The sequence below is a fragment of the Hyphomicrobium sp. CS1BSMeth3 genome, assembly GCF_900117415.1.
GTDB lineage: Bacteria > Pseudomonadota > Alphaproteobacteria > Rhizobiales > Hyphomicrobiaceae.
The window spans coordinates 707592-731310 of the sequence record NZ_FPEI01000005.1; the positions used below are offsets into that span (position 1 = coordinate 707592).

Annotated in this window: 22 protein-coding genes; 12 read left to right on the forward strand and 10 right to left on the reverse strand. The window is 65.6% G+C overall.

Annotation, left to right across the window (positions count from 1 at the left end; translation table 11 throughout):
* Positions 1 to 186 precede the first annotated feature (186 nt).
* From CS1BSM3_RS12455 to CS1BSM3_RS12480, 6 genes are read left to right on the forward strand one after another with little or no spacing between them, the layout of a single operon-like run.
* Complete coding sequence (locus tag CS1BSM3_RS12455) at positions 187 to 1983, forward strand: peptide ABC transporter substrate-binding protein (RefSeq protein WP_072387397.1); 1797 nt, start codon at positions 187 to 189, stop codon at positions 1981 to 1983.
* 47 nt (positions 1984 to 2030) lie between these two features.
* Positions 2031 to 2990, forward strand: coding sequence for an ABC transporter permease (locus CS1BSM3_RS12460; protein WP_072387398.1), 960 nt, complete (start codon positions 2031 to 2033; stop codon positions 2988 to 2990).
* Positions 2956 to 3897, forward strand: a complete 942-nt coding sequence (locus CS1BSM3_RS12465; protein ID WP_072387399.1) for an ABC transporter permease — start codon at positions 2956 to 2958, stop codon at positions 3895 to 3897. Before CS1BSM3_RS12460 ends, CS1BSM3_RS12465 begins: the two co-directional genes overlap by 35 nt.
* A 46-nt stretch (positions 3898 to 3943) precedes the next feature.
* Entirely contained in the window at positions 3944 to 4177 is a 234-nt protein-coding gene (locus CS1BSM3_RS12470) for a VOC family protein (RefSeq protein ID WP_072388145.1), read from the forward strand.
* Positions 4178 to 4198: 21 nt separating this feature from the next.
* Positions 4199 to 5176, forward strand: coding sequence for an ABC transporter ATP-binding protein (locus tag CS1BSM3_RS12475; RefSeq protein ID WP_072387400.1), 978 nt, complete (start codon positions 4199 to 4201; stop codon positions 5174 to 5176).
* Between the two features lie 28 nt (positions 5177 to 5204).
* A complete protein-coding gene (locus CS1BSM3_RS12480) occupies positions 5205 to 6209 on the forward strand; it encodes an ABC transporter ATP-binding protein (protein ID WP_072387401.1) in 1005 nt (334 codons plus the stop codon).
* 115 nt (positions 6210 to 6324) lie between these two features.
* Here CS1BSM3_RS12480 and CS1BSM3_RS12485 read toward each other — a convergent pair whose 3' ends face one another.
* On the reverse strand, positions 6325 to 6825 hold the full coding sequence (locus CS1BSM3_RS12485; protein ID WP_072387402.1) for a single-stranded DNA-binding protein: 501 nt from the start codon (positions 6823 to 6825) through the stop codon (positions 6325 to 6327).
* Between the two features lie 276 nt (positions 6826 to 7101).
* Here CS1BSM3_RS12485 and CS1BSM3_RS12490 point away from each other — a divergent pair, with 276 nt between their 5' ends.
* Positions 7102 to 7773: an HAD family hydrolase gene (locus tag CS1BSM3_RS12490; RefSeq protein ID WP_072387403.1), complete on the forward strand. Its 672-nt coding sequence runs from the start codon at positions 7102 to 7104 to the stop codon at positions 7771 to 7773.
* Between the two features lie 2 nt (positions 7774 to 7775).
* On the opposite strand, the gene CS1BSM3_RS12495 is transcribed toward CS1BSM3_RS12490, so the two are convergent.
* The 3 genes from CS1BSM3_RS12495 to CS1BSM3_RS12505 all read right to left on the reverse strand — a co-directional run bounded on the left by CS1BSM3_RS12495 (position 7776) and on the right by CS1BSM3_RS12505 (position 10769).
* Positions 7776 to 8648, reverse strand: a complete 873-nt coding sequence (locus tag CS1BSM3_RS12495) for a succinate--CoA ligase subunit alpha (RefSeq protein WP_072387404.1) — start codon at positions 8646 to 8648, stop codon at positions 7776 to 7778.
* Positions 8645 to 9778, reverse strand: coding sequence for a succinate--CoA ligase subunit beta (locus CS1BSM3_RS12500; RefSeq protein WP_072387405.1), 1134 nt, complete (start codon positions 9776 to 9778; stop codon positions 8645 to 8647). The genes CS1BSM3_RS12495 and CS1BSM3_RS12500 overlap by 4 nt, the downstream gene beginning before the upstream one ends.
* A gap of 88 nt (positions 9779 to 9866) precedes the next feature.
* A complete protein-coding gene (locus CS1BSM3_RS12505; protein WP_072387406.1) occupies positions 9867 to 10769 on the reverse strand; it encodes a polyprenyl synthetase family protein in 903 nt (300 codons plus the stop codon).
* 285 nt (positions 10770 to 11054) lie between these two features.
* Between CS1BSM3_RS12505 and mtgA the strand changes: the two genes are divergently transcribed.
* Positions 11055 to 12614 carry a monofunctional biosynthetic peptidoglycan transglycosylase gene (mtgA, locus tag CS1BSM3_RS28585; protein WP_072387407.1) on the forward strand — a complete coding sequence of 520 codons (1560 nt, stop codon included), beginning with the start codon at positions 11055 to 11057 and terminating at the stop codon, positions 12612 to 12614.
* On the opposite strand, the gene CS1BSM3_RS12515 is transcribed toward mtgA, so the two are convergent.
* The 5 genes from CS1BSM3_RS12515 to epmA form a co-directional block, all read right to left on the reverse strand.
* Complete coding sequence (locus CS1BSM3_RS12515) at positions 12595 to 14214, reverse strand: NAD(P)/FAD-dependent oxidoreductase (RefSeq protein WP_072387408.1); 1620 nt, start codon at positions 14212 to 14214, stop codon at positions 12595 to 12597. The two genes, mtgA and CS1BSM3_RS12515, sit on opposite strands and share 20 nt — an antisense overlap.
* Positions 14215 to 14217: 3 nt before the next feature.
* Positions 14218 to 15150 (reverse strand): DUF1932 domain-containing protein, encoded by a 933-nt coding sequence (locus tag CS1BSM3_RS12520; protein ID WP_072387409.1) that lies wholly within the window; start codon positions 15148 to 15150, stop codon positions 14218 to 14220.
* Positions 15151 to 15177: 27 nt separating this feature from the next.
* The gene (locus CS1BSM3_RS12525) at positions 15178 to 16383 is read right to left on the reverse strand and encodes a pyridoxal phosphate-dependent aminotransferase (protein WP_072387410.1); all 1206 of its coding nucleotides are present in this window, start codon (positions 16381 to 16383) and stop codon (positions 15178 to 15180) included.
* Positions 16384 to 16449: 66 nt separating this feature from the next.
* Positions 16450 to 17535, reverse strand: coding sequence for a lysine-2,3-aminomutase-like protein (locus CS1BSM3_RS12530; protein WP_072387411.1), 1086 nt, complete (start codon positions 17533 to 17535; stop codon positions 16450 to 16452).
* Complete coding sequence (epmA, locus tag CS1BSM3_RS12535; RefSeq protein WP_072387412.1) at positions 17532 to 18584, reverse strand: EF-P lysine aminoacylase EpmA; 1053 nt, start codon at positions 18582 to 18584, stop codon at positions 17532 to 17534. Before epmA ends, CS1BSM3_RS12530 begins: the two co-directional genes overlap by 4 nt.
* Before the next feature lie 144 nt (positions 18585 to 18728).
* On the opposite strand from epmA, the gene efp reads away from it, so the two are divergent.
* The 4 genes from efp (at position 18729) to CS1BSM3_RS12555 (ending at position 23370) form a co-directional block, all read left to right on the forward strand.
* Entirely contained in the window at positions 18729 to 19298 is a 570-nt protein-coding gene (efp, locus tag CS1BSM3_RS12540) for an elongation factor P (protein WP_072387413.1), read from the forward strand.
* A gap of 167 nt (positions 19299 to 19465) precedes the next feature.
* Positions 19466 to 21406: an alkyl/aryl-sulfatase gene (locus CS1BSM3_RS12545; RefSeq protein WP_072387414.1), complete on the forward strand. Its 1941-nt coding sequence runs from the start codon at positions 19466 to 19468 to the stop codon at positions 21404 to 21406.
* Between the two features lie 65 nt (positions 21407 to 21471).
* Positions 21472 to 22161, forward strand: a complete 690-nt coding sequence (locus CS1BSM3_RS12550) for an RraA family protein (RefSeq protein WP_072387415.1) — start codon at positions 21472 to 21474, stop codon at positions 22159 to 22161.
* A 213-nt stretch (positions 22162 to 22374) separates the two neighbouring features.
* Positions 22375 to 23370, forward strand: coding sequence for a hydroxyacid dehydrogenase (locus tag CS1BSM3_RS12555; protein WP_072387416.1), 996 nt, complete (start codon positions 22375 to 22377; stop codon positions 23368 to 23370).
* Positions 23371 to 23426: 56 nt separating this feature from the next.
* Here CS1BSM3_RS12555 and CS1BSM3_RS12560 read toward each other — a convergent pair whose 3' ends face one another.
* Entirely contained in the window at positions 23427 to 23714 is a 288-nt protein-coding gene (locus CS1BSM3_RS12560) for a DUF3303 domain-containing protein (protein ID WP_072387417.1), read from the reverse strand.
* Between the last annotated feature and the right edge of the window lie 5 nt (positions 23715 to 23719).

The window sequence follows — 23719 nt, forward strand, 5'->3', positions numbered from 1 at the left end:
TCGTCGCCGGTTCTTCAGGCAAACTTAGCGGAGAGAACGTGCAGTCCACAATAAGCTTATCCCGTCGAGGCTCATTGACCGATCCGGGCCGGGCTGGTTTGATGGCATACAAGAAGACAACCGTCACTGCCGCACCGGGCGCCCTGCCCGGCCAAAGGGCAAGCTCAAAACCGCTGGAGTGTTCTCATGAAAGAGCATGAGTTGCGCGCACTGATCGACAACGTGAAGGACGGCAAGCTTACGCGCCGCTCCTTCGTCAATCGGATGCTGGCGCTCGGGCTGACTGCGCCGATGGCAAGTCAGATGCTCGACTTCTGTGGCGTCGCGCGCGCCGATACGAAATTCAACTACAAACCGACGAAACGTGGCGGTGGTGGAGCTCTGCGGCTCCTCTGGTGGCAGGCGCCGACGCTTCTCAATCCTCACTTTGCGACCGGCACGAAGGACCAGGATGCTTCGCGCATCTTCTACGAGCCGCTCGCCGGTTGGGACTCCGACGGCAATCTCGTTGCTGCGCTCGCCGCCGAGATTCCGAGCCGCGAGAACGGCGGCCTCGCCGCGGACGGCAAGTCCGTCACGTGGAAGCTGAAGCAGGGCGTGAAGTGGCACGACGGCAAGCCCTTCACGGCGGACGACGTCGTCTTCAACTGGGAGTTCTCGTCGGACCCGGAGACGGCGACCGTCACGAGCGGCTCCTATAAGGACGTCAAGGTCGAGAAGGTCGACGACTTCACCGTCCGCATCCTCTTCGACAAGCCGACGCCCTTCTGGGCCGATGCCTTCGTCGGCACCGCCGGCATGATCATTCCGAAGCACCTCTTCGTCGACTACAAGGGCGCGAAATCGCGCGAGGCGCCGACGAACCTGAAGCCGGTCGGCACCGGCGCCTTCAAGTTCGTCGACTTCAAGCCGGGCGACATGGTCCGCGCTGAAGCCTTCGCGGACTATCACATCCCGAACCAGCCCTACTTCGATACGCTCGAAATGAAGGGCGGCGGCGATGCCGTCTCCGCGGCACGCGCTGTCCTGCAGACGGGCGAGTACGACTATGCCTGGAACATGCAGGTCGAGGACGCGATCCTGAAGCGCCTCGAGACCGGCGGCAAGGGCGAGGTCCACGTCGTCCCCGGCGGCAACATCGAGTTCATCCAGCTCAACTCGACCGATCCCTGGACCGAAGTCGACGGCGAGCGCTCGAGCATCAAGACCAAGCATCCCGCCTTCTCGGACCCAGCCGTCCGTCAGGCCATGATGCTGCTCGTCGACCGCAAGTCGGTCGAGGATCACATCTACGGGCGCACCGGCGTCGCCACGGCGAACTTCCTCAACAATCCCGAGCGCTTCAACTCCAAGAACACGAAGTACGAGTTCAGCGTCGCCAAGGCGAACGAGCTTCTCGACAAAGCCGGCTGGAAGAAGGGTGCCGACGGCATCCGCGAGAAGGGCGGCGTCAAGCTCAAGTTCGTCTATCAGACGTCGATCAACGCGCCGCGCCAGAAGAATCAAGCGATCGTCAAGCAGGCCGCTCAGCAGGCCGGCATCGACCTGGAGCTGAAGTCGGTCGTCGCCTCGGTCTTCTTCTCGTCGGACGTGGCCAACCCGGATACCTATCCGAAGTTCTACGCCGACATACAGATGTACACGACGACCATGTCGCAGCCTGATCCCGATCGCTTCATGAACCAGTACTGCTCATGGGAGGTCGCGACCAAGGACAACAAGTGGCAGGGCCGCAACTCCTCGCGCTTCCGCAACGGAGAGTACGACAAGCTCTACAAGGAGGCCCAGGGTGAACTCGACCCTGTGAAGCGCGCCGCACTGTTCATCCGCATGAACGATATCGTCGTCGGACCGGAGAACGGCACGATCATTCCCGTCGTCTATCGTCCGCGCGCCCATTCGCGCTCCAAGACCTTGCGCGCGGATGTGAGCGGCTGGGACAATGATACGTGGGCCCTCGCCCGCTGGTACCGGGAGGCGTGAGGCACGGCGACTGACAGGCTCGGAAACGAGAACGGATCCAAGCACCGATGGGATATTACATCCTTCGCCGGCTTCTCATCGCCATTCCGAGCCTGCTCGGTATCAGCGTAGTGCTCTTCACGGTCCTGGCGCTCGCGCCAGGCGACCCCTTCGAGGAACTCGCCACAAATCCCGCAGTGCCGCCCGAAGTTCGGATGGCACTGCGCGCCAAGTTCGGCCTCGATGATCCAGTCGCGGTACGTTACGTCCGCTGGATCACGGCCATGGCCCAGGGCGACTGGGGCTACTCCTTCGTCAGCCGCATCAACGTCGATCAGCTCATCCTGCAGCGCCTCGGCGTGACGCTGTTCGTGATCGGCTCGTCGCAGATCCTGGCGCTGCTGATCGCGATACCGGTCGGGGTGATTGCGGCGACACGCCCGTACTCCGTCTTCGATCAGATCGCGAATACGCTCGCCTTCATCGGCTTCTCGCTGCCGACGTTCTTCACCGGCCTGCTCTTCATCCTCGTCTTCAGCATCTGGCTCGACTGGCTGCCGTTCGTCTATCAGGCGGACATAAAGGCCGTGGGCTGGCGATGGTATTGGGAGCACATCCGGCAGGCCATCATGCCGATTGCCGTGCTCGGTCTCTTCCAGGGCGCCTCGCTCGTCCGCTACGTGCGCTCGGCCGTGCTCGACGTGATCCGCCTCGACTACGTGACCACCGCCCGCGCGAAGGGCCTCGGCGAACGCGTCGTCATCGTCAAGCACGTCGTGCGCAACGCACTGATCCCCGTCGTCACGCTCGTCGCGCTGCAGATGCCGGCGATCTTCGGCGGCGCCATCGTGACCGAGCAGATTTTCCGCATCCCCGGCATCGGCTCGCTGCTCATCAGCTCCATCCTCGCCAACGACACGCCGGTCATCATGGCCGTGACATTCGTGTTCGCCTGTCTCGTCGTCCTCTTCAACCTGATCGCCGATATCCTGTATGGCTGGCTCGACCCTCGCATCACCTTCCGCTGAGGCGGCCGCACCCGCACAGCAGCGCGCGCCGACGTTCTCGCCGACGCGCGAGGCATGGCGCCGCTTTCGCCGGCACAAGCTCGCGGTCATCAGCGCCTTCATTCTCGGCCTCATGGTGCTCGCCATCCTGATCGGGCCGCTCATCTGGCGGATCCCGATCAATCAGATCGATTTCGCCGCGACCCTGCAGGGCCCATCCTGGAAGCATCCCTTCGGCACGGACGACCTCGGCCAGGATCTTCTCGCGCGCATGCTCTACGGCGGACGCATCTCGCTCGCGGTCGGGCTCGCCGCCATGTTCGTCGCGATCTTCGTCGGCACGATCATCGGCGCGATCGCCGGCATGTCGCGCGGCTGGGTCGGCTCGGCGCTCATGTGGCTCACCGACCTCTTTCTGTCGCTGCCGCAGCTTCCGCTGCTGCTGCTCGTCATCTACCTCTTCCGGGATACCCTCAAAGGTACGTTCGGTCCCGAGGGCGGAACGTTCATCCTGATCGTGATCGTGATCGGCGGCCTCAGATGGATGCCCGTCGCGCGCCTCGTGCGTGCGCAATTCCTGTCGCTCCGTGAGAAAGAGTTCGTCGAGGCCGCGCGCGCGCTCGGCGCCTCGAAAGTCCGCCAGGTCGTGCGGCACATCCTGCCCAATGCGCTCGGCCCCGTGATCGTCGCCGGCACGATCGACGTCGCCGCGGCCATCATCGCGGAGTCGACGCTCTCCTTCCTCGGCCTGGGCTTCCCGCCGGACATCCCGACCTGGGGCCGCCTGCTGTTCGATGCCAAGGACAACCTCGACTTCGCGCCGCACTGGGCGCTCTTCCCCGGCGCCGCGATCTTCCTGACCGTGCTGACGATCAACTTCATCGGCGACGGTCTGCGCGATGCCCTCGACCCGCGCCGCGTTCTGTGAGGACCCTGTGATCGACGCAGACGCGCCGCCGGACCGCACTCGCTCGATGCTCGGCCACTTGTCGTTCGGCGTCGAGGACCTCGCCCGTGCGACGGCCTTCTATGACGCCGCACGCGCGCTGTTCTCGCGTCCTGCCGTCGTCGCTTTTTACAGCGCAGCGCTCGAAGCCGGCGGCACCGACGCCGGCACACCGGGCTTGCGCGCCCACTATCGCCCCAGCTCCTACGCCGCCTTCGTGAACGATCCGGACGGCTGCAAGCTGGAGGCCGTGCACAAATAGCCCGCGCATCGGGGAGACCGTATGGACCAGCCTTTGCTCGAGATCCGGGGTCTCGAGACGCATTTCAAGACCGATGACGGCATGGTGCGCGCAGTCGACGGCGTGAGCCTCTCGATCTCGCGCGGCGAGACCGTCTGCGTCGTCGGCGAATCGGGCTGCGGCAAGACGGTGACCGCGCTCTCCGTTCTCAAGCTCATCGCGATGCCGCCAGGCAAGTTCGTCAACGGCCAGATCCTCTGGCAGGGACGCGACCTCATCCCGTTGCCGACGCAGGAGATGGACAACATCCGCTCCAAGGAAATCGCGATCATCTTCCAGGAACCGATGACGTCGCTCAATCCGGTCTTCACCGTCGGCGAGCAGATTGCGGAGGTCGTGCGCCGCCATGAGGGCCTGGGCCGTAAGGCCGCCATCGAGCGCACAGTCGAGATGCTCAATCTGGTGCGCATTCCCAATCCGCAGCGCCGCGTGCACGACTATCCGCACCAGTTCTCGGGCGGCATGCGCCAGCGCGTGATGATCGCCATGGCGCTCTCGTGCAATCCGAAGCTGCTGATCGCCGACGAGCCGACGACCGCGCTCGACGTCACCATCCAGGCGCAGATCCTCGAGCTGCTGCAGGATATGAAATCGCAGTTCGGCATGGCGATCATGTTGATCACCCACGCCATGGGCGTCGTTGCCGAGACGGCGCAGCGCGTCGTCGTCATGTATGCCGGCAAGGTCGTGGAAGAGGCAGGCGTCGAGCAGCTCTTCGCCAACCCGCGCCACCCTTATACGCAGGGCCTCATCCGCTCGATCCCGCGCATCGACACCGCCGCAACGCAGAAGGTCCGCCTCGAAGCCATCGGCGGCACGGTGCCGAGTCTGCTGAGGCCGCCACCGGGCTGTCGTTTCGCCGCCCGCTGTCGCTTTGCCCGCGAAGAATGCACCAAGGCACAGCCGCCACTGCGCGAGATCGAGCCCGGCCATAAGGTCGCGTGCATTCTTTATGACTGATCGGACGTCGCAAGGAGCCGGAGACCGAATGTCCTCAGATGGAGCCGCGCCGGTGACGACCAAACCGCTGCTGACCGTGAACGGTCTCGTCAAGCAGTTCCCCATTCGCGGGGGGCTCTTGTCGCGCGTGGTCGATCGCGTGCACGCAGTCGACGGCGTGAGCTTTCACATCGAGAAGGGCGAGACCTTGGGCCTCGTCGGCGAGTCCGGCTGCGGGAAGTCGACGACCGGCCGCTGCATTCTGCGCCTCATCGAGCCGACCTCGGGCGAGGTCTGGTTCGAAGGCAAGGACGTCGCGGCCATGGGCAAGAACGAGCTGCGCGCCGTCGCCCGCGACATGCAGATCATCTTCCAGGATCCGTTCGCGTCGCTCAATCCTCGCATGACCGTCGGCGCCATCATCGGCGAGGCGCTGGTGATCCACGGGCTCGCTGCCAATCGCAGGGCCCTGGAGGCGCGCGTCGTCGAGCTTCTGGAGCGCGTCGGCCTGCAGCCCGATCACATGCGGCGTTTCCCGCACGAGTTCTCCGGTGGTCAGCGCCAGCGCATCGGCATTGCGCGCGCGCTCGCGGTCGAGCCCAAGCTGATCGTGTGCGACGAGCCGGTGTCGGCGCTCGACGTGTCGATCCAGGCCCAGGTCATCAATCTGCTCGAGGATCTGCAGGAGCAGTTCGGCCTGACGTACCTGTTCATCGCCCACGATCTCTCGGTCGTCGAGCACATCTCGACGCGCGTCGCGGTGATGTACCTCGGGCGCATCGTCGAGATCGCGACGGCGCACGATCTCTACACCAACCCCAAGCACCCCTATACCGAGGCGCTGCTTTCGGCAGTGCCGATCCCCGACCCGAGCGTGAAGCGCAAGCGCGTGATGTTGCAGGGCGACGTGCCGAACCCGATCAACCCGCCGACGGGCTGCCACTTCCACACGCGCTGCCCCATCCGCCAGCTCCCGCTTTGCGCGAACGAGAAGCCGGAGCTGAAGACCGGCGCCAATGGCCACGCCGTCGCGTGCCACCTCAGGAGCACCTAGGCGGACGCCCTACTGGGACCGCGAGTTCTAAAGCGTCTTTGGACTTGAAATTCGCTCCCCGCTCAACATCGAGCTGAGGCGAATTTCAAGTTCGTTGCCTTAGCCCCGGCCCCTTTCAGAACGGGATTTCGTCGTCGAGCTTCTTGTCGAAGCCGCCCTTGCTGCCGCCGCCGCCACCACCCGAGCGGCGCGGAGGCTCGCTGTAGCCACCGCCGCCGTTGTCGCCGTAGTCGGACTGGGCGCTGTCGCTCATGCCGCCACCAGGCCGGCCGTCGAGCATGGTCAGCACGGCATTGAAGCCCTGCAGGACCACTTCGGTCGAATAGCGCTCCTGGCCCTGCTGGTCCTGCCATTTGCGCGTCTGCAGGGCGCCCTCGACGTACACCTTGGAGCCCTTCTTGAGGTATTGCTCGACGACCTTGCAGAGGGCCTCGTTGAAGATCACGACCGAATGCCACTCGGTCTTCTCGCGGCGCTCGCCGGAGTTCTTGTCGCGCCAGCTCTCGCTCGTCGCGATCCGCAGATTGGCGATCGGCCGCCCGTCCTGCGTGCGGCGGATCTCGGGATCGCGGCCGAGATTGCCGATCAGGATCACCTTGTTAACGGAACCGGCCATGGTCTCACTCCTTTGCTTTGGCCCTGTAGCTAAGCTTGCGCGCGACCTCAGCCGCGCCGGAACGCCCGCTTCCAGGAGCCCGATTCGTCCGGTAGAGAGTACGCGCTAACTAGGCCAAGCCTCGCGGCGAACCGATGCTTATGCACCAAATTCACGGCATTCTCGCCGCCTGCACTGCCGCCTCGGTGATGCCTGCCGCTGGCGCGCACATGTTCTCTTTCTGTTCACTCTATAGGAGTTGCCTTGCATGAGCAAGCGCCCGAGGAGAGTCTGCTCATGCGGGATCTGACCGTAGCCTTCGATCTCGACGGGACGCTCGTCGAGACCGCGCCGGACCTCATCGCCGCGACGAACCACGTGCTCGCTGCGGTGGATCTGGCACCTGTCGCGCCAGAGCTCATCAGGCCGTCGATCAGCTTCGGCGCAGCGGCGATGATCAAGGAAGGCTTCCGGCTGCACGGCCGGGAGATTGCGGCGCTTGAAGCGGCAGCCCATCTCGAGCGCTTTCTCGCCTACTACCGGACCAATATCGCCGCGACGAGCCATGCCTTTCCCGGGCTCGAGACCTCGCTGGACCGCCTGACGGCCGAGGGCGCACGGCTTGCCGTGTGCACGAACAAGCAGGCTGCGCTTTCCGAGCAACTCCTCGGCGATCTCCGGCTGCGCGCGCGCTTTGCAGCCCTGGCGGGGCGCGACACCTTCCCGGTCTGCAAGCCGCACCCCGACCACCTCATCGGCGCGATCCGCATGGCCGGCGGTGATCCGAACCACGCGATCATGGTCGGCGACAGCAAGACGGACATCGACACCGCCAAAGCGGCCGGCATCCCCGTCGTCGCGGTGACGTTTGGCTACACCGACGTGCACGTCCGCGACCTCGCGCCCGATGCCATCATCGAGCACTACGACGAGCTCATCCCGGCCATCGAGCGGCTGATCGGGCGCTGAGACTACCGCTTGAGCCGCGCCTTGAGCACGCCCGGCACCTCGTTCGGCGTCGCGCATACCGTGACGCCCGCCTCTTCCAGCGCCGCCTTCTTGCCGGCATAGGAGCCGCGATCGCCCATCACGATCGCACCTGCGTGGCCCATCTTCTTGCCGGGCGGCGAGGCGGCGCCGGCGATGAAGGCCGCCACCGGCTTCTTCATGCTCGCCGCGTACTCCGCTGCCGCCTCCTCCATGGCCCCGCCGATCTCGCCGACGAGCGCGATCGCCTTCGTCGCCGGATCCTTGTCCAGCGCCATGAGCGCATCGCGCGTCGTGGTGCCGATGATCGGGTCGCCGCCGATGCCGACGAACGACGAGATGCCAAGCCCCGCCTGCACGAGATTGAGGCAGAGCAGCGTGCCGAGCGAGCCCGAGCGCGAGATGACGCCGATATCGCCCTTCTGGAAGACGCGCTGGTTGAAGGCCGGCATGAAGCCGACGAAGCTCACGCCCGTCGTCACGAGGCCGGCCGTGTTCGGGCCGATGACTTGAGCCCCGCGCTCGCGCGCCGCGGCAAGAAAGTACATCGTGTCCTGCACGGGCACGTGCTCGGTAAGGCAGACGATCTTACGCACGCCCGCCGCGATGATGTCGAGCGCGGCTTCCTTTACGCCGAACGGCGGCACGAACATCACGGCCGCATCGATCTTCTGATCCTTCGCCGCATCCTGCGCCGAGGCCCACACGGGCAGATCCAGATGGCGTTCGCCCGCGCGGCGCGGATTGACGCCGCCGATGATCCTGGAGCCGTAGTCGCGCATGCGCTCGGACCAGAACGTCCCCTGCTTGCCGGTGATGCCCTGCACCAGCACGGTCTCCTTGCCGCCGATGATCATGCGCGCGCCCCCTTCGCCGCGGCGACAGCCGCCTTCACCGCGTCGTCCATGAGATCGTGCGGCTCGATGCCGAGCCGCTCGCGCACCATGGCAATGGCCTCATCCTCGCCCGTACCGTGGATCGTGAAAACGATCGGGATCTTCGGCTTGAGGTGCAGCCAGGCATTGATCACGCCCTCGGCCATGACGTCCGTGCGCGCGAAGGCCCCGCAGAAATTGACGAGCAGCGCCTTCACGTTCGGGTTCGCGAGCACGATCTCCAGCGCCGGAACGGCTTTCGTGTAGCTGTCGCCGCCGATCTCCATGAAGTTCGCCGGCTGGCCGCCGAAATGGCGGATCGCATCCATGGTCGTCATGGTGAGGCCGGCGCCGTTCGCGAGCACGCCGACTTCGCCGTCGAGCTCGATGTACTTGAGATGCAGCGCCTTGGCGCGCGCCTCGAGATCGGTCGTCTTGTCGGGCGTACCGGAGTGGGCGAGCGCCTCCTGGCGCGTCAGCGCGCTGTCATCGACCGTCAGCTTGCAGTCGAGCGCAATGAAGTGCCCGTCGCGCATCTGCACGAGCGGATTGATCTCCACGAGCTCCGCGTCGCTCGCACGATAGGCCTCGTAGAGCTTGACGAGGATGTCGGTGATGGCGCCGGCAGCCGGCGGATCGTAGCGCCGCACGGCGGCAGCGAGTGCCTCCTCGTCGAGCCCCTTGATGATGCTGATGGGAAGGCGCAGCAGCGCATGCGGGTGCTCGGCCGCGATCTCCTCGATATCCATGCCACCTTCGGGCGAGAACAGCAGGAGCGGCCCCTGCGTCTCGGGATCGTTGAGCACTGCGGCGTACATCTCGCGCGCGATGTTCACCTGCGGATCGACCAGCACGTGATCGACCTTATGCTCGCCGATCGTCATGCCGAGGATCGCACGGGCATGATTGGCGGCCTCCTCCGGCGTCGTCGCGAGCTTGATACCGCCCGCCTTGCCGCGCTTGCCGGTCAGCACCTGCGCCTTGATCACGCACTTGCCGATACGGCGCGCGGCATCGGCCACGTCCTCCGGTGTCCGTGCGACGATGCCCTCGGGCGTCGGGATGCCGGCCGCGCGCAGGGCGGCCTTTCCGGCGTGCTCGGTGAAGTTCATTCGGGCATTGCCTCCCAGCTTCTCTGCCGGTCCATCTGCCGAGACCGATTGGTCCACTATGGCACTGGAGCCTAGGGGCTGGCCACCCTCAGCCGCGCCTGTTGCTCACGAAGTCGATGGCGGCCGCCAGATGGTGCGCCCCTTCGCCGAACGGCGCCAGCGCCGCGCGGGCCTCGGCATTGAGCTCGGCGAGCCGCTTGCGGGCGCCAGCGATGCCCAACACCGTCACGAATGTCGCCTTGCCGGCAGCCGCATCCTTGCCGACGGCCTTGCCAGTCGCGCTTGCGTCGCCTTCGGCATCGAGAAGATCATCAGCAATCTGGAAGGCGGCGCCGAGCGCCTTGCCATAGACACGGAGCGCGCGGCGCTCATCCGGCGCGGCGCCGACCAGAATGGCACCCGCTTCGGCGGAAAAGCGGATCAGGGCGCCCGTCTTCATGCGCTGGATCGTGCTCACGCCATCGAGCGTGTGCAGCGCTGTCGCGTCGCCTTTCTCGGAGGCGAGGTCCAGGACCTGCCCGCCGACCATGCCGGCTGAACCGCCCGCTTCGGCGAGGCCGAGCACCAGAGCCGCCCGCACGGCTGCATCGGCGTGCGTCGATGGCCGTGCCAGCAGCTCGAAGGCGAAAGTGAGGAGCGCGTCGCCAGCTAGAATTCCTGTCGCCTCGTCGAAGGCCTTCCAGACGGTCGGCTGGCCGCGGCGCAGCTCGTCGTTGTCCATGGCCGGGAGATCGTCATGCACGAGCGAATAGCAATGCAGGCACTCGACGGCGCAGGCCGTGTCCACGGCCGCCATATCCGACATGCCGAGCACGCGCGCGCCCTCGATGACGAGGAACGGCCGAAAGCGCTTGCCGCCGCCGAGCACGGCATGGCGCATGGCGGCCCCCAGCACCGGCGGCGTCGCCCCGAGCGCATCCTGGCCAAGCAACGCGGCGAGGCGATTTTCGACGAGCGCGGCGATTTCGCCCAGCCGTTCCTCGAATGCCATTTCTTCTTCCTTGAGCCTATTCCCTGTGAACCATGCGGCCGCTCGTGTGATGATCGAGAAATTCGCCACCTCCCGGGCACGGTATCGAGCGAATTTCTCGATCTGAATCACACGATCAAGTTTATGATTCTAGTGTCCCTTTTGCTTCCGAAGTTCGCTCGGGACACTAGCATCAAGGTTAAGCAAACTTCGGAATCGGGACACTAGATACGTGCGCCGCTCCGGCGCCATTCTTATGATGCTATTTCCGAGGCGTCACGGGCGTTTGATAAGCTAAAATGGACCATGAACGACTACCGAGGCCCCTTCACCGGACCGGGCGACGAGCCGCCTGACGTCGTCCCCCGCACGGGGCCGCCGACGGGGCCTGCGGCTGCGCCCCTGCACGATCCGGCCATGCCGGCGGAGGGTCCGCCGCCCGTGGAGATGGGGGCCGTGGCGGAGGCGGAGGTCAGACCCGAACCAGCGGCCAGCCCCCAAGCCGATGTGCGCCCCGAGCTGCCTGCCGAGGCGGAGCTATATGCGGAAGTGCCGGCGTTGCCTCCACTCGACCTTCCCGAACCTCAGCCACCTGCATCAGAGCTGGATGTGGCGGATGCGACGCCGGAACCGGCGGCCGAGGCGATGCCCGCAGTTGACGGCGCAGAGCTCCCCACGGCCGAGTTGGCCTTGGAGGCCATCTCGACAGTGGCTGAAGCAGAACTGAGGGTGGAAGCGCCGGAAACCCGTTCGCCGGAGCCACCCGCACCCGAACTATTGCCCCGCGTGATGCCTGTGGCTGCGCGCACCGCGGACTTTGCCTTCGGCTCCGCGTTCGCGGCGGTGCCAGAACTTCGCCTCGAGCGTCCAGCCGCAGCGCCAGCCCCTCAGGCGCAGCCGCCCTCGCTGGAGCCTGCCAGCAGTACGCCACTCTTTGACGGGAACGGGCCCGCGCCATCGCTTGCCGTCGCGCCTATGGTCGCCGCCTCCATCGCGGCCGCAAGTCATCCCACTCTCGATGCACCGGCACCTCCCTTATCGACAGCGGCACCGCCGTCGCACTCGGTGTGGCCTCGCCGGATCCGGCGCGCAGTTCTCATGCTGATGGGCCTCGTGGTCGGCTATGTCGTGCTCGTGCTGGCTCTGATCGTCGCCTACCGCTGGATCGATCCGCCGCGCTCGGCGCTCATGATCACCACGCGTCTCTCTGGCCAGCCCGTGCTCTATGCGCCGGTGCCGCTCACGAGCATCTCGTCCTATCTCCAGCGCGCCGTCGTCACGTCGGAGGACGCGCGTTTCTGCCAGCACGGCGGCGTGGACTGGGGTGCGCTCTACGAGGCCATGAGCGAGTCGCGCGGTGGCAGCACGATCACCATGCAGACGGCGAAGAACCTCTTCCTGTGGTCCTCGCGAAGCTACGTCCGCAAGGCCATCGAGATCCCCGTCGCGCTGACCATCGACGCATTCTGGCCCAAGCGGCGCATTCTCGAGGTCTACCTGAACATCGCCGAATGGGGGCCCGGCATCTTCGGCGCGGAGGCGGCGTCGTACTATCATTTCGACAAGCCGGCCTCGCGTCTCACGGCGCACGAAGCGACCCTGCTCGCCGCGACGCTGCCGAATCCGATCGCCCGCGATGCCGGCGATCCAGGGCGCATCACCTCCGTGCTGGCTTCGCGCCTGCGCGGACGCATGGCGAACTCCGATGCCTTTGTTCGCTGCCTCGGCCTCAGATCCATGCCGCGCGCCGAGACGCCGGCACCTGCGAGGCCAGCCGCGAAAGCGCCGGCCAGACAGCCGGCAGCGGCAGACCAGAAGTCCTGGAAGACGACGACCGAGCCCGCCTTCAATCCTTGGCAAAATTGAGCGCGAGCGCTTCCGCGACGCGGATGCCGTCGACGCCCGCGGAGAGAATGCCGCCGGCAAAGCCCGCGCCTTCGCCTGCCGGATAGAGGCCGCGCGTGTTGACGCTCTGGTAGTCCTCGCCGCGCGGAATGCGGATCGGCGAGGACGTGCGCGTCTCGACGCCGGTCATCACGGCATCGGCCATGGCGAAGCCGGGAATACGCTTGTCGAAGGCCTGCAGGGCCTCGCGGATCGCGATCACGGCGAACTCCGGCAGGCATTGCGCGAGATCCGTCGGCGTCACGCCTGGCTTGTAGCTCGGAACCACATCACCAAGCGACGTCGAAGCGCGGCCGGCGAGAAAATCGCCAACTCTCTGCGCTGGCGCCGCATACGTGCCACCACCCACTTCAAAGGCCTTGGCCTCCCATTGACGCTGAAAAGCAATGCCGGCCAGCGGTCCGCCCGGAAAGTCCTCGTCGGGCGTGATGCCGACAACGATGCCGGCATTGGCATTGCGCTCGGCACGCGAGTACTGGCTCATGCCGTTCGTGACGACACATCCAGGCTCGGATGTCGCCGCGACGACCGTACCGCCGGGGCACATGCAGAAACTGTAGACCGAGCGGCCGTTACTGGCGTGGTGCACGATATGATAGTCCGCCGCGCCAAGGATTGGGTTGCCCGCGGATGGTCCGAACATACATCGATCGATCAGCGACTGCGGATGCTCGATGCGCACGCCGATGGAGAACGGCTTGGGGATGATCGTCACGCCGCGCGCGAGCAGCATCTCGAAGGTGTCGCGCGCGCTGTGGCCGACGGCGAGCACAACATGATCCGTTTCGATCGTGCTGCCATCCTCGAGCACGACGCCGCGCACGTGCCGCTTGCCGTTGCCGTCGTCCTCGATATCGAGATCGACGACCTTCGTGCCGAAGCGGTACTCGCCGCCGAGCGCTTCGATCTCAGCGCGCACGTTCTCGACAACGGTGACGAGGCGGAACGTGCCGATATGCGGCTTGGCGACGTAGAGGATCTCGTCGGGCGCTCCGGCCTTGACGAACTCAGTCAGCACCTTGCGGCCGTGATGATGCGGATCGCTGATGCCGCTGTGCAGCTTGCCGTCGGAGAACGTACCGGCGCCGCCCTCACCGAACTGAGCATTGGACGTCGGGTCGAGCACACCGCGCCGCCATAGCCCCCAGGTGTCTTTCGTACGCTCTCGCACGACCCTGCCGCGCTCGAGGACGATCGGACGAAAACCCATCTGCGCCAGAACGAGCGCGCACATGAAGCCGCATGGACCCGTGCCGATCACCACGGGGCGTTTTTCCACCCGCTCCGGCACACGCGCGACGAACTTGTAGGTTGTATTCGGTGATGGATTGACGTGACGATCGTCCTTCAGCCGCGCGCGCACGCGAGCCTCGTCGCGCACCTCGGCATCGATCGTGTAGACGAGCTTGATCGCGGATTTCTTGCGCGCATCCCAGGCGCGCCGGAACACGCTGAAGCTCAGCAGGTCTGCGGACGAGACCCCGAGCCGCGTCACCACTGCCTCCCGAAGTTCCTCCTCCGGATGGTCAAGCGGCAGCCGCAGCTCGGTGATCCGCAGCATCCGCTATTCGGCAGCTTTGGCCGACGACTGCGCCGCAAGGCCGGCACGCACATCATCGACGAACTCGGTAATCGAGCCCGGCACGCGCGTCGCCGCAGCGCGTTCCTTCATGCCGAGATCGGCGCACCACTGCAGGCGCCGCGACGTGGCCTCCGCCATCGTCGGATCGAGGCCGAGCTCGCGCAGCGTCGTCGCCACCTCGCGCATCTCACCTGCGCGCCGGCCCGAGTGCTGCGCGGCACCGCCGAGCTTCTTGCCGATGAAGACCGGCCAATTGATCTCGGGGATCGTCACCTGCAGCGACGACACGATACGATCGGTCACGCCCGCCGTCTCGGCCGCGACCATGCACTCCATGAGGATGGCATCGAGCCCCTTCATGAACACGCTGCGGCACATCTTGATCGTCGACGCCGCGCCGATGTCATCGCCCACGGACTTCATGTCGACGCCGTAGGGCGCAAGCTTGCCGATCAGCTCCTCCGCATCCTTGCCTGCAAGCAGCATCGGCACTTTGTGCTGCGAGCGCGGCACCAGATCCATGACCGCCGCCTCGACGGAGCGTCCGCCACCGGCTGTAATCGTCTTGGCCACATCGCGCTTCATGCCCGGCGAAGTGGAATTGCAATCGAGGAAGAGCGTGCCCTTTACGATGTGCGGCGCCATCTGGCGGGCTGCGACGAGGCTCTCTTCCGTCGTCACGAGGCTCAGGATGATGTCGCTCGCCTGCGCTAGCTCCGCGGCGGCGCCGACGGTCCTCACACCGATCTTGTCGGCGGCAGCCTTCAGCGGCGCGCCCTTCTCGTTGCTTGGGAGAAGGATGTCCCAGGTCGAGATCTCGATCGGATGCTCGGCCGTCGCGGACTTTTTCAATCCGGTGGCCACGCTCTGGCCAGCCTCGCCGAATCCCAGAATGCCTACGCGCAGTTTGGCCATTACGTGCTTCCTCCGTCGTTTCTCTGTTTATCGCAGTGCCGCGCAGGCCCGCTGGATGCGCTCACAGGCGCGCGTGATGTCCTCGGTCGAGGCGGCAAAGGACAAGCGGAAGTGCGGCGAGACACCATAGGCTGCCCCGTGCACGGCCGCGACCCCCTCTCCGTTCATGAGATACATGACGAAATCGCGGTCGCTCTCGATGACCTTGCCATCGGGCGTGCGCTTGCCGATGAGGCCCGCACAGCTCGGAAACGCATAAAAGGCGCCGGCCGGCTTCACGCAGCTGATGCCCTTGGCCTGATTGAGCATGGCCACGATCAGATCGCGGCGCTCCTCGAAGGCCGCGCGGTACGTCTCGACCGAATCCTGAGGGCCGGTGAGCGCGGCGAGCGCCGCGGCCTGGCCGACCGACGACGGCCCCGATGTCACCTGCGCCTGCAGCTTCGACATCTGCTTGATGACCTCGGCGGGGCCGGCAGCAAAGCCGATGCGCCAGCCGGTCATGGAGTAGGTCTTGGACACGCCGTTGATGATGACCGAGCGGTCCTTCATGTCGGGACACACGGCGACGAAGCTCTCGCAAGTGTGCCCGTCGAAGACAATATGCTCGTACATTTCGTCGACCATGACGGCGACGTTGGGGTGGCGGCGCAGAACTTCGGCGAGGCCGAGATAGTCCTCGCGCGTGTAGACGGCGCCGGACGGATTCGACGGCGAGTTCAGCACGAGCCAGCGCGTCGCAGGCGTGATCGCGCGCTCCAGCATCTCGGGCGTGATCTTGAACTTCGTCTCGGCCGGGCAGGGCACGACCACCGGCTTCGCGCCGGCATAGAGCACGCAATCCGAATAGGCGATCCAGAAGGGCGCCGGGATGACCGCCTCGTCGCCGGCCTCCATGGTCGCGACGATGGCATTGAAGATCGCCTGCTTGCCGCCGGTCGAGACCATGACCTCGTCGGTCGTGTAGTCGACACCGTTCTCGCGCTTGAGCTTGGCGGCAAGCGCGGTGCGCAGTTCGAGCGTGCCGGGAATGGCGGTATATTTCGTCTCGCCGCGCTTGGCGGCAGCGGCAGCGGCATCGATGATGTGGGCCGGCGTCGGGAAATCGGGCTCGCCAGTGGAAAGGGCGATGATGTCGCGGCCCTGGGCCCTCAGCTCGCGCGCACGCTGGGCAGCGACGATGCTCGGCGAAGGCTCGACCCTTTGCAGGCGCTTGGCGATCTTGAATTGCATGGCTTGTTTCACTCCCCGCAGGCGGCGCGCACATTACACGAAGCGGCGCGGGGGCATAGGGGAAAGTCAGCCCTTGTCGATGGGGCCGATCTCAGCCGGGATGGCAGGGTAGGGATGCTGGCGACCCGAGACGTCCATGACCTCGGTAAAGCCCTCGATTTCATTAACGTAATCCGGCCCGATGGGCACCTTGCCGAAGCCGCCGGGCACATCGAGGACATAGGTCGGCAGCGCGAGACCTGAGACGCGGCCACGGAGTGCGCGCATGATGGCCTGCCCCTCGGCAATGGACGTACGGAAATGGGCCGTGCCCGGTGCGAGATCGGCGTGGTGGAGATAGTAGGGCTTCACGCCATGCGCGATGAAGGCGCGGAACAACTCAGCCAGCGTCTCGGCATTGTCGTTGATGCCCTTGAGCAGGACCGTCTGGCTGATCAGCGGGAAGCCGGCGGCAGCAAGACGCCGAAGCGCGGCACGGGCGGCGTCGGTCAGCTCGCGCACGTGGTTGGCGTGAACGGCGATCCACACGACCTTTCTGGGCGTTTGCAGAGCTTCGACGAGTGTTAGTGTGATCCGTCCCGGGTCCACCACGGGCACGCGGGAATGCCAGCGGATGACCTGAACGTGCGGGATCTCGGCGAGACCACGTGTGATCTCGGCAATGCGGCGCGGGGCAAGCACCAGCGGATCGCCGCCCGTGACGATGACCTCGTGGATGGCCGGATTGGCGCGGATGTAGTCGAGGGCTGCCGCCAACTTCTCGCCCGCAAGCGCCTGTTCGCCCCCTGGGCCGACCATCTCGCGGCGGAAGCAGAAGCGGCAATAAACAGGGCAGGCGTGCGTCGCTTTCAGCAGCACGCGATCCGGATAGCGGTGCACGATGCCGGGCACCGGTGAATGCACGTCGTCGCCGATGGGATCGGCGCGCTCCTCGGGGCGCGTTTCGAGTTCGCGGACATCGGGCACGAACTGGCGGGCGATCGGATCATTCGGATCGGCTTGGTCGATCAATGCTGCGAGGGCGGGCGTGATCGCGATGGCATAGCGCGCCCCGACCTCTGCGGCCGCATCGAGCCCGTCCGCGCCGATCAGGCCTGCATCGAGCAGATCCTGCGGTGTCCGCAGCGTCTTTGGTGCGCCTCTGTCGCTCATGGCGTGGTCACCGGCGCCCAGAGGACCTGTTCGATATTCCGCGCGCCCGTCGCCAGCATGACGAGCCGGTCGAAACCAAGGGCGATGCCCGATGCCGGCGGCATGATGGCCAGCGCCGCCAGAAAATCCTCATCGATCGGATAGCGCTCGCCATAGACGCGCTGTTTCTCGGCCATCTCGGCCTCGAAGCGGCGGCGCTGCTCGGCTGGATCGGTCAGCTCGCCGAAGGCGTTCGCCAGCTCGACACCGCAGGCATAGAGCTCGAAGCGCTCGGCCACCCGCGGATCCTTGGGTGAGGGGCGCGCCAGCGCCGCCTCGACGGTCGGGTATTCCATGAGGATCGTCGCCTGCCCGCGTCCGATGCGCGGCTCGACGCAATCCACGATCACGCGGCTGAAAATATCGGACCACGTGTCGTCCGCCGCGATCCGCAAGCCGATGCCGAGCGCCTGCGCCGCAAGCCCGTCGCGATCGGGTGTCGCCCCGCCGAGCGTCGCGAGGAGATCAATGCGCGCATGGCGGCGAAAAGCCTCCGCCACCGTCAGCCGCTCCGGCGGCGCCAGGGGATCGACCGGCTCATCGCGGAACGTAAGGATGTCCGTTTCCGCGGCAGCGGCCGCCAGCGCCAGCAGCTCGGCGCAGTCGCGCATGAGGACTTCATAGGGCTCGCCAACGCGGTACCATTCGAGCATCGTGAACTCGGGATGATGCAGCGCGCCCCGCTCACGATTGCGATAGACCTGCGCAAACGTGAACAGCCGCCGTTCGCCGGCCGCCAGCAGCTTCTTGCAGGCGAATTCCGGCGACGTGTGCAGGTAGAGCGGCGCCATCCCGCCGCCCTCGGACCGCCATTCGGTCGAAAAGGCATGGAGGTGCGCCTCGTTACCCGGCGATACCTGAAGGGCGCTCGTCTCGACCTCGACGAACCCCCGGTCCTCGAACCAGCCCCGCAGCGCGGCCTTGATCCGCCCTCGCGCAAGCAGGAACGGCCGCCGGTCGGCGTGCTTGTCCGGATGCCACCACGGGCGTTCCTTAACGCGCTCGGTCATGAGGTCTGAACGGTCCTCGCCCCGTCATAAAGTCCGGGCCCGATTGGGGCCCCGACTTGGCCTCGCGCCCCGAAACAGCTATGAAGCCCGCCAAAGGACGAGTTTCAGCGGCCCCGCGCGGGGAAATGGACGGAGAACGGTTTCGTGGTCAAGGTTATCGCAAGCGAGGTCCGCAAAGGCAATGTCCTGGAGATCGACGGTGATCTCTGCACGGTCCTCAAGGCCGAAAGTATTCGCCCGGGCAAGGGCACCCCGACGACACACATCGACATGCGCCGCATCTCGGACGGCGTAAAGATCGTCAAGAGCTACCGCACGACGGAAACCGTCGAGCGCGCGTTTCTCGACGAGAAGGACTACGACTATCTCTATGAAGACGAAATGGGCTTCAACTTCATGGAGCCCGAGACCTACGAGCAGATCTTGGTTCCCAAGGACCTGCTTGGCGATTCCGCCCAGTGGCTCGTCGAGAACATGCGCTGCTCGATCAAGCTCTTCGAGGGCAGCCCGGTCGCCATCGAGCTGCCACAGCGCGTGATTTTCGAGATTGTCGAGGCTGATCCGGTGGTTAAGGGGCAGACCGCCTCCTCATCCTACAAGCCGGCGAAGCTCTCGAACGGCGCCCGCGTGATGGTGCCGCCTCATATCGAGTCCGGCACCCGGATCGTCGTCATGACCGAGGACGGGTCCTACGTCGAGCGGGCCAAGGACTGATCCCAGTTCTACCGGCAGCAGGACCTCTGCAGGGCACGCCTGCAGCGAATGCGATTGACCCTCGGCACACGTCCGAGTTGACTGCACGAGAAGAGCCAAGACGGTGATCGGGGGGCTTCATCCGCCGCCGGCAAGCCGCAATGCCAGACATCCACGAGGGAACGCCCATGACAGCATCTGAGGGCTCGGCGCCTGAGGGGCCAAAACCGGCCTCTGCCAGCGTCACCCGCCAGAATGCTGCGGTTCTTCGTGAACTCCCTTTCGATGATACCCAGGATTTCGAGGACGCCCGGCGCGGGTTCCTGGGCACGATCGAGGATGCGCACATCGTCGGACCTACGGGCCGCGTGGTCTGGACCATGCGGACTTACGGCTTCCAGCGCGACGAGGCCGCGCCGCCGTCCGTAAATCCGAGCCTTTGGCGCCAGGCGCGCCTCAACGCCATTCACGGCCTCTTCGAGGTCGTCCCCGGCATCTATCAGGTGCGCGGCTTCGACATCGCCAACATGACCCTCATCGAGGGCCAGTCGGGTGTGATCGTGGTCGACACGCTCACGGGGGTGGAGACGGCACGCGCGGCACTCGCGCTGTATCGTCAGCATCGCGGCAACCGGCCGGTCACCGGCGTCATCTACACGCACACGCACGTCGATCACTGGGGCGGCGCTGCGGGCGTCGTCGAGGCGAAGGACGTTGCCGCGGGAAAAGTACCGGTCATCGCGCCGGATCAGTTCATGGAGCACACCGTCTCCGAGAACGTGATCGCGGGCAATGCCATGCTGCGCCGCGCCCTCTACCAGTTCGGCGCGCTCCTGCCGCGCGGTCCGGCCCAGCACGTGGACTGCGGGCTCGGCAAGGCGATCAGCGCGGGCTCCGTCACGCTGATGCCGCCGAACGACATCATCACGCATACGGGCGAGAAGCGCACGATCGACGGCGTCGAATTCGTCTTCCAGATGGCGCCGGAGACCGAGGCGCCGGCGGAGATGCACTTCTATCTGCCGGCCTTCAAGGTGCTGAACCTCGCCGAGAACGCCACGCACAACTTCCACAATCTGCTGCCCTTCCGCGGCGCGCAGGTGCGTAACTCGCTCGACTGGTCGAAGTACATCCAGGAAGCGCTCGATCTCTGGGGAGACGAGGCAGAAGCGCTCTGCGGTCAGCACCACTGGCCTGCATGGGGACGCGCGCGCGTCGTCGGTCATCTCGAAGCACAGCGCGACCTCTACCGCTACGCGCACGACCAGACCGTGCGGTTGATGAATCATGGCTTGAAGCCGGCGGAGATCGCCGAGCAGATCGGTACGCCCCAATCGCTCGACGGCGCATGGGCGACGCGCGGCTACTACGGCCACATGCGGCACAATGCGAAGGCCATCTATCAGCACTATCTCGGCTGGTACGACGCCAATCCCGCCAATCTCGACCCGTTGCCGCCCGTCGAGACCGGCCGCAAGATGGTCGAGTACATGGGCGGGGCCGACGCGATCCTGAAACGCGCCCGCGCCGACTTCGACAAAGGCGAGTTCCGCTTCGTCGCACAGGCCCTTTCGCATCTCGTGTTCGCCGAGCCGGACAATACCGAAGCCCGCGCGCTGCTCGCCGATACCTTCGAGCAGCTCGGCTATCTGAGCGAGAGCGCGACGTGGCGGAACACCTACCTGTTCGGCGCTCTCGAGCTCCGACACGGCATGCCGAACGTGCCGTCGCGCTCGGCCATCGGCCCGCACATCCTGCGTGCGCTACCGACCGATCAACTGTTCGACTATCTCGCCGTCCGCTTGAACGGCCCGAAGTCCGAGGGCTATCGCACAACACAGAACTGGCTCTTCACCGACACGGGCGAGACGTTCTGCATCATCGTCTCCAACTCGGCGATGTCGATGTCCCCGCGCCGCCTGGCGGAAGCGCCCGATGCTACGGTGACGCTCACGCGCAAGGATCTCGACGCCGTCATCGCTGAAAAATCGACCTTCGAGGCCGCCATCGCCGCAGGCACGATCAAGATCGAAGGCGATCCATCGAAAGTTACCGCACTCTTCTCACTACTCGACACCTTCGAGCGCATGTTCGAGATCGTCGAGCCGCGCAGAAAGACCGTCACCTAGCATTCCATCAAGCCAAGCCGAATACTTTCGGCGTCCAGCCAACGTTCTCATATGGGTTTTCCTCCATGCTCAAAGATCCGCCGCTTCTTACCGTTCGCCGCATGTGGCAGCGCCCTGACGCCTTCACGATCGGTCGTTTCAAGGGCGTGCAGACTGGGCAAGCCGTCGATGCCATGGACGGACGCGGCGCGCTCGATGCGGCGATCAAGGCCATTGATCTTGCGAATGCTACCTTCCTCGGCACGGCGCTGCCCTGCGAGACCGGCCCCAACGACAACCTCGCCATCGTTGCCGCAATCGCCCTCGCCCAGCCCGGCGACGTGATCATGGCGGCCTCCGAAGGTTTCACACAGTCCGCCGTCGTCGGCGACAACGTCACCACGATCGCCAAGAGCAGGGGCGTGGCCGCGATCGTCATCGACGGCATGGCGCGCGACATCGCCGGCATCGTGCCGGTCGGTCTTCCGGTCTTCGCGCGCGGCATCACGCCGAACTCGTGCGTCCGTAGCGGCCCCGGCCGCGTCGGGCTGCCGATCGTGATCGGCGGCGTAGCGGTCGAGGCCGGCGACCTCGTGATCGGCGATGCCGACGGCGTGGTTGTCCTGCCGCGCAAGCACCTTCACACGATCCTGCCCTCCGTCGAGGAAGTGCTCGCCGCCGAGGCGGCCACGCAGGGCAAGATCAGGAACGGCTTCACGAACATCGGCGGGATCGAGGAGCTGCTCGCTTCCGACCGTGTCCGCTACGTCGACTAGTGTGATGATCGAGAAATTCGCCATATCTCGGGGCACGGTATGGAGCGAATTTCTCGATCTGAATCACACTAGCAAGTTTATGATTCTAGTGTCCCTTTTGATTCCGAAGTTCGCTCGGGAGGCTAGCATCGAGGCGTGGCGAACTTCGGAATCGGGACACTAGAGAAGTTCGCGGAACAGAACCGCAGAAGCGCTACCACCAGGAGGAAACGCATGGCGACCAACAAGAAGAAAGTGCTCTTCACGGATTCGATGGGCAAAGCCGGACGAGAGATTCTCGCAGCGCGCCCGGATGTCGAAGCCATCCCTTTCCCCAACATGGCCCAGGATGAGGAATATCGAGCCATCCTGAAGAAGCACGCGCCGGTCCATGCGACCATCCTCGGCGGGACGCGCTTCCGCCCTGCCGAGCTCGATGCGGCAGGCGGCATGCAGGTCGTCGCCCGCGTCGGCGTCGGCTATGACGCCATCGACATCCCCGGCATGACATCGGCGAAGGTGCCCGTCATGATCGCCGGCACAGCGAACTCACCCTCGGTTGCCGAGCACGCCATGAGCTTCATGCTCACGCTCGCGCGCAAGGGGCCGGAGCTTTCCGCGCTCGTGAAGGAAGGCCGCTGGGGCGATCGCCTCAAGCCGGCGATGGTCTCCAACGACATGTTCGAGAAGACTGTGCTCATCATCGGCTTCGGCCGCATCGGCACGCGTACGGCGAAGCGCTGTCTCGCCATGGAGATGCAGGTTCTGGTCTATGACCCGTACCTCAAGGCCGAGGCGATCAAGGCGGCCGGCTGCGAGCCCGTGACGAGCCTTGACGATGCCCTGCCGCGTGCGGACTTCGTGACCGTCCACTGCCCGAAGACGCCGGAGACGGTCGGCATGTTCGGCGCTAACCAGTTCAAAGCCATGAAGCGCACGGCCTACCTCGTCTCGACCGCGCGCGGCGGCATCATCGACGAGAAGGCGCTGCATGCTGCGCTGACGGACGGCACGCTCCCGGCCGCGGCGCTCGACGTTTTCGATCGCGAGCCGCCGGATCCGGCCAATCCGCTCTTCAAGCTGCCGAACCTCATTGCCTCGCCGCACATTGCAGGCGTGACGGCCGAAGCCATGGAGCGCATGTCGGCCGAGGCGGCGAAGAACGTGCTCTCGGTCTTCGACGGCACGCCGCGCAAGGAGAATGCGATCAACCCCGAAGTTTTCGGCTGAGTTGAGCAATGGAATGCAGCGGCCCGCCCAAGCCAACCTTGGGCGGGCCGTTTGCTTTATGCGCCCGACTTGCCGAGGAAGGCCTTGGCCGCGCCGGTGTCGATCAGCGGATAGACCTCGAAAGTTGCCGGGATGATCTCCGCCCATTCGTTCATGAGGCGGTGCAGCGTCTCGTTGTTCGGCACATCGAACAGGATCACGGCGCCGCGGCCGGTCCGCGCCCAGGCGCCCTTGCACATGCCGTTCGCCTCGAGCGGCGCCAGCCATTCCCAATAGGCTTTGCGGCTCGGCACCATCGTCGAGGGCTTCTCGGGACGCGGCGTCGATATCACCATGAAGAGCATTGCGG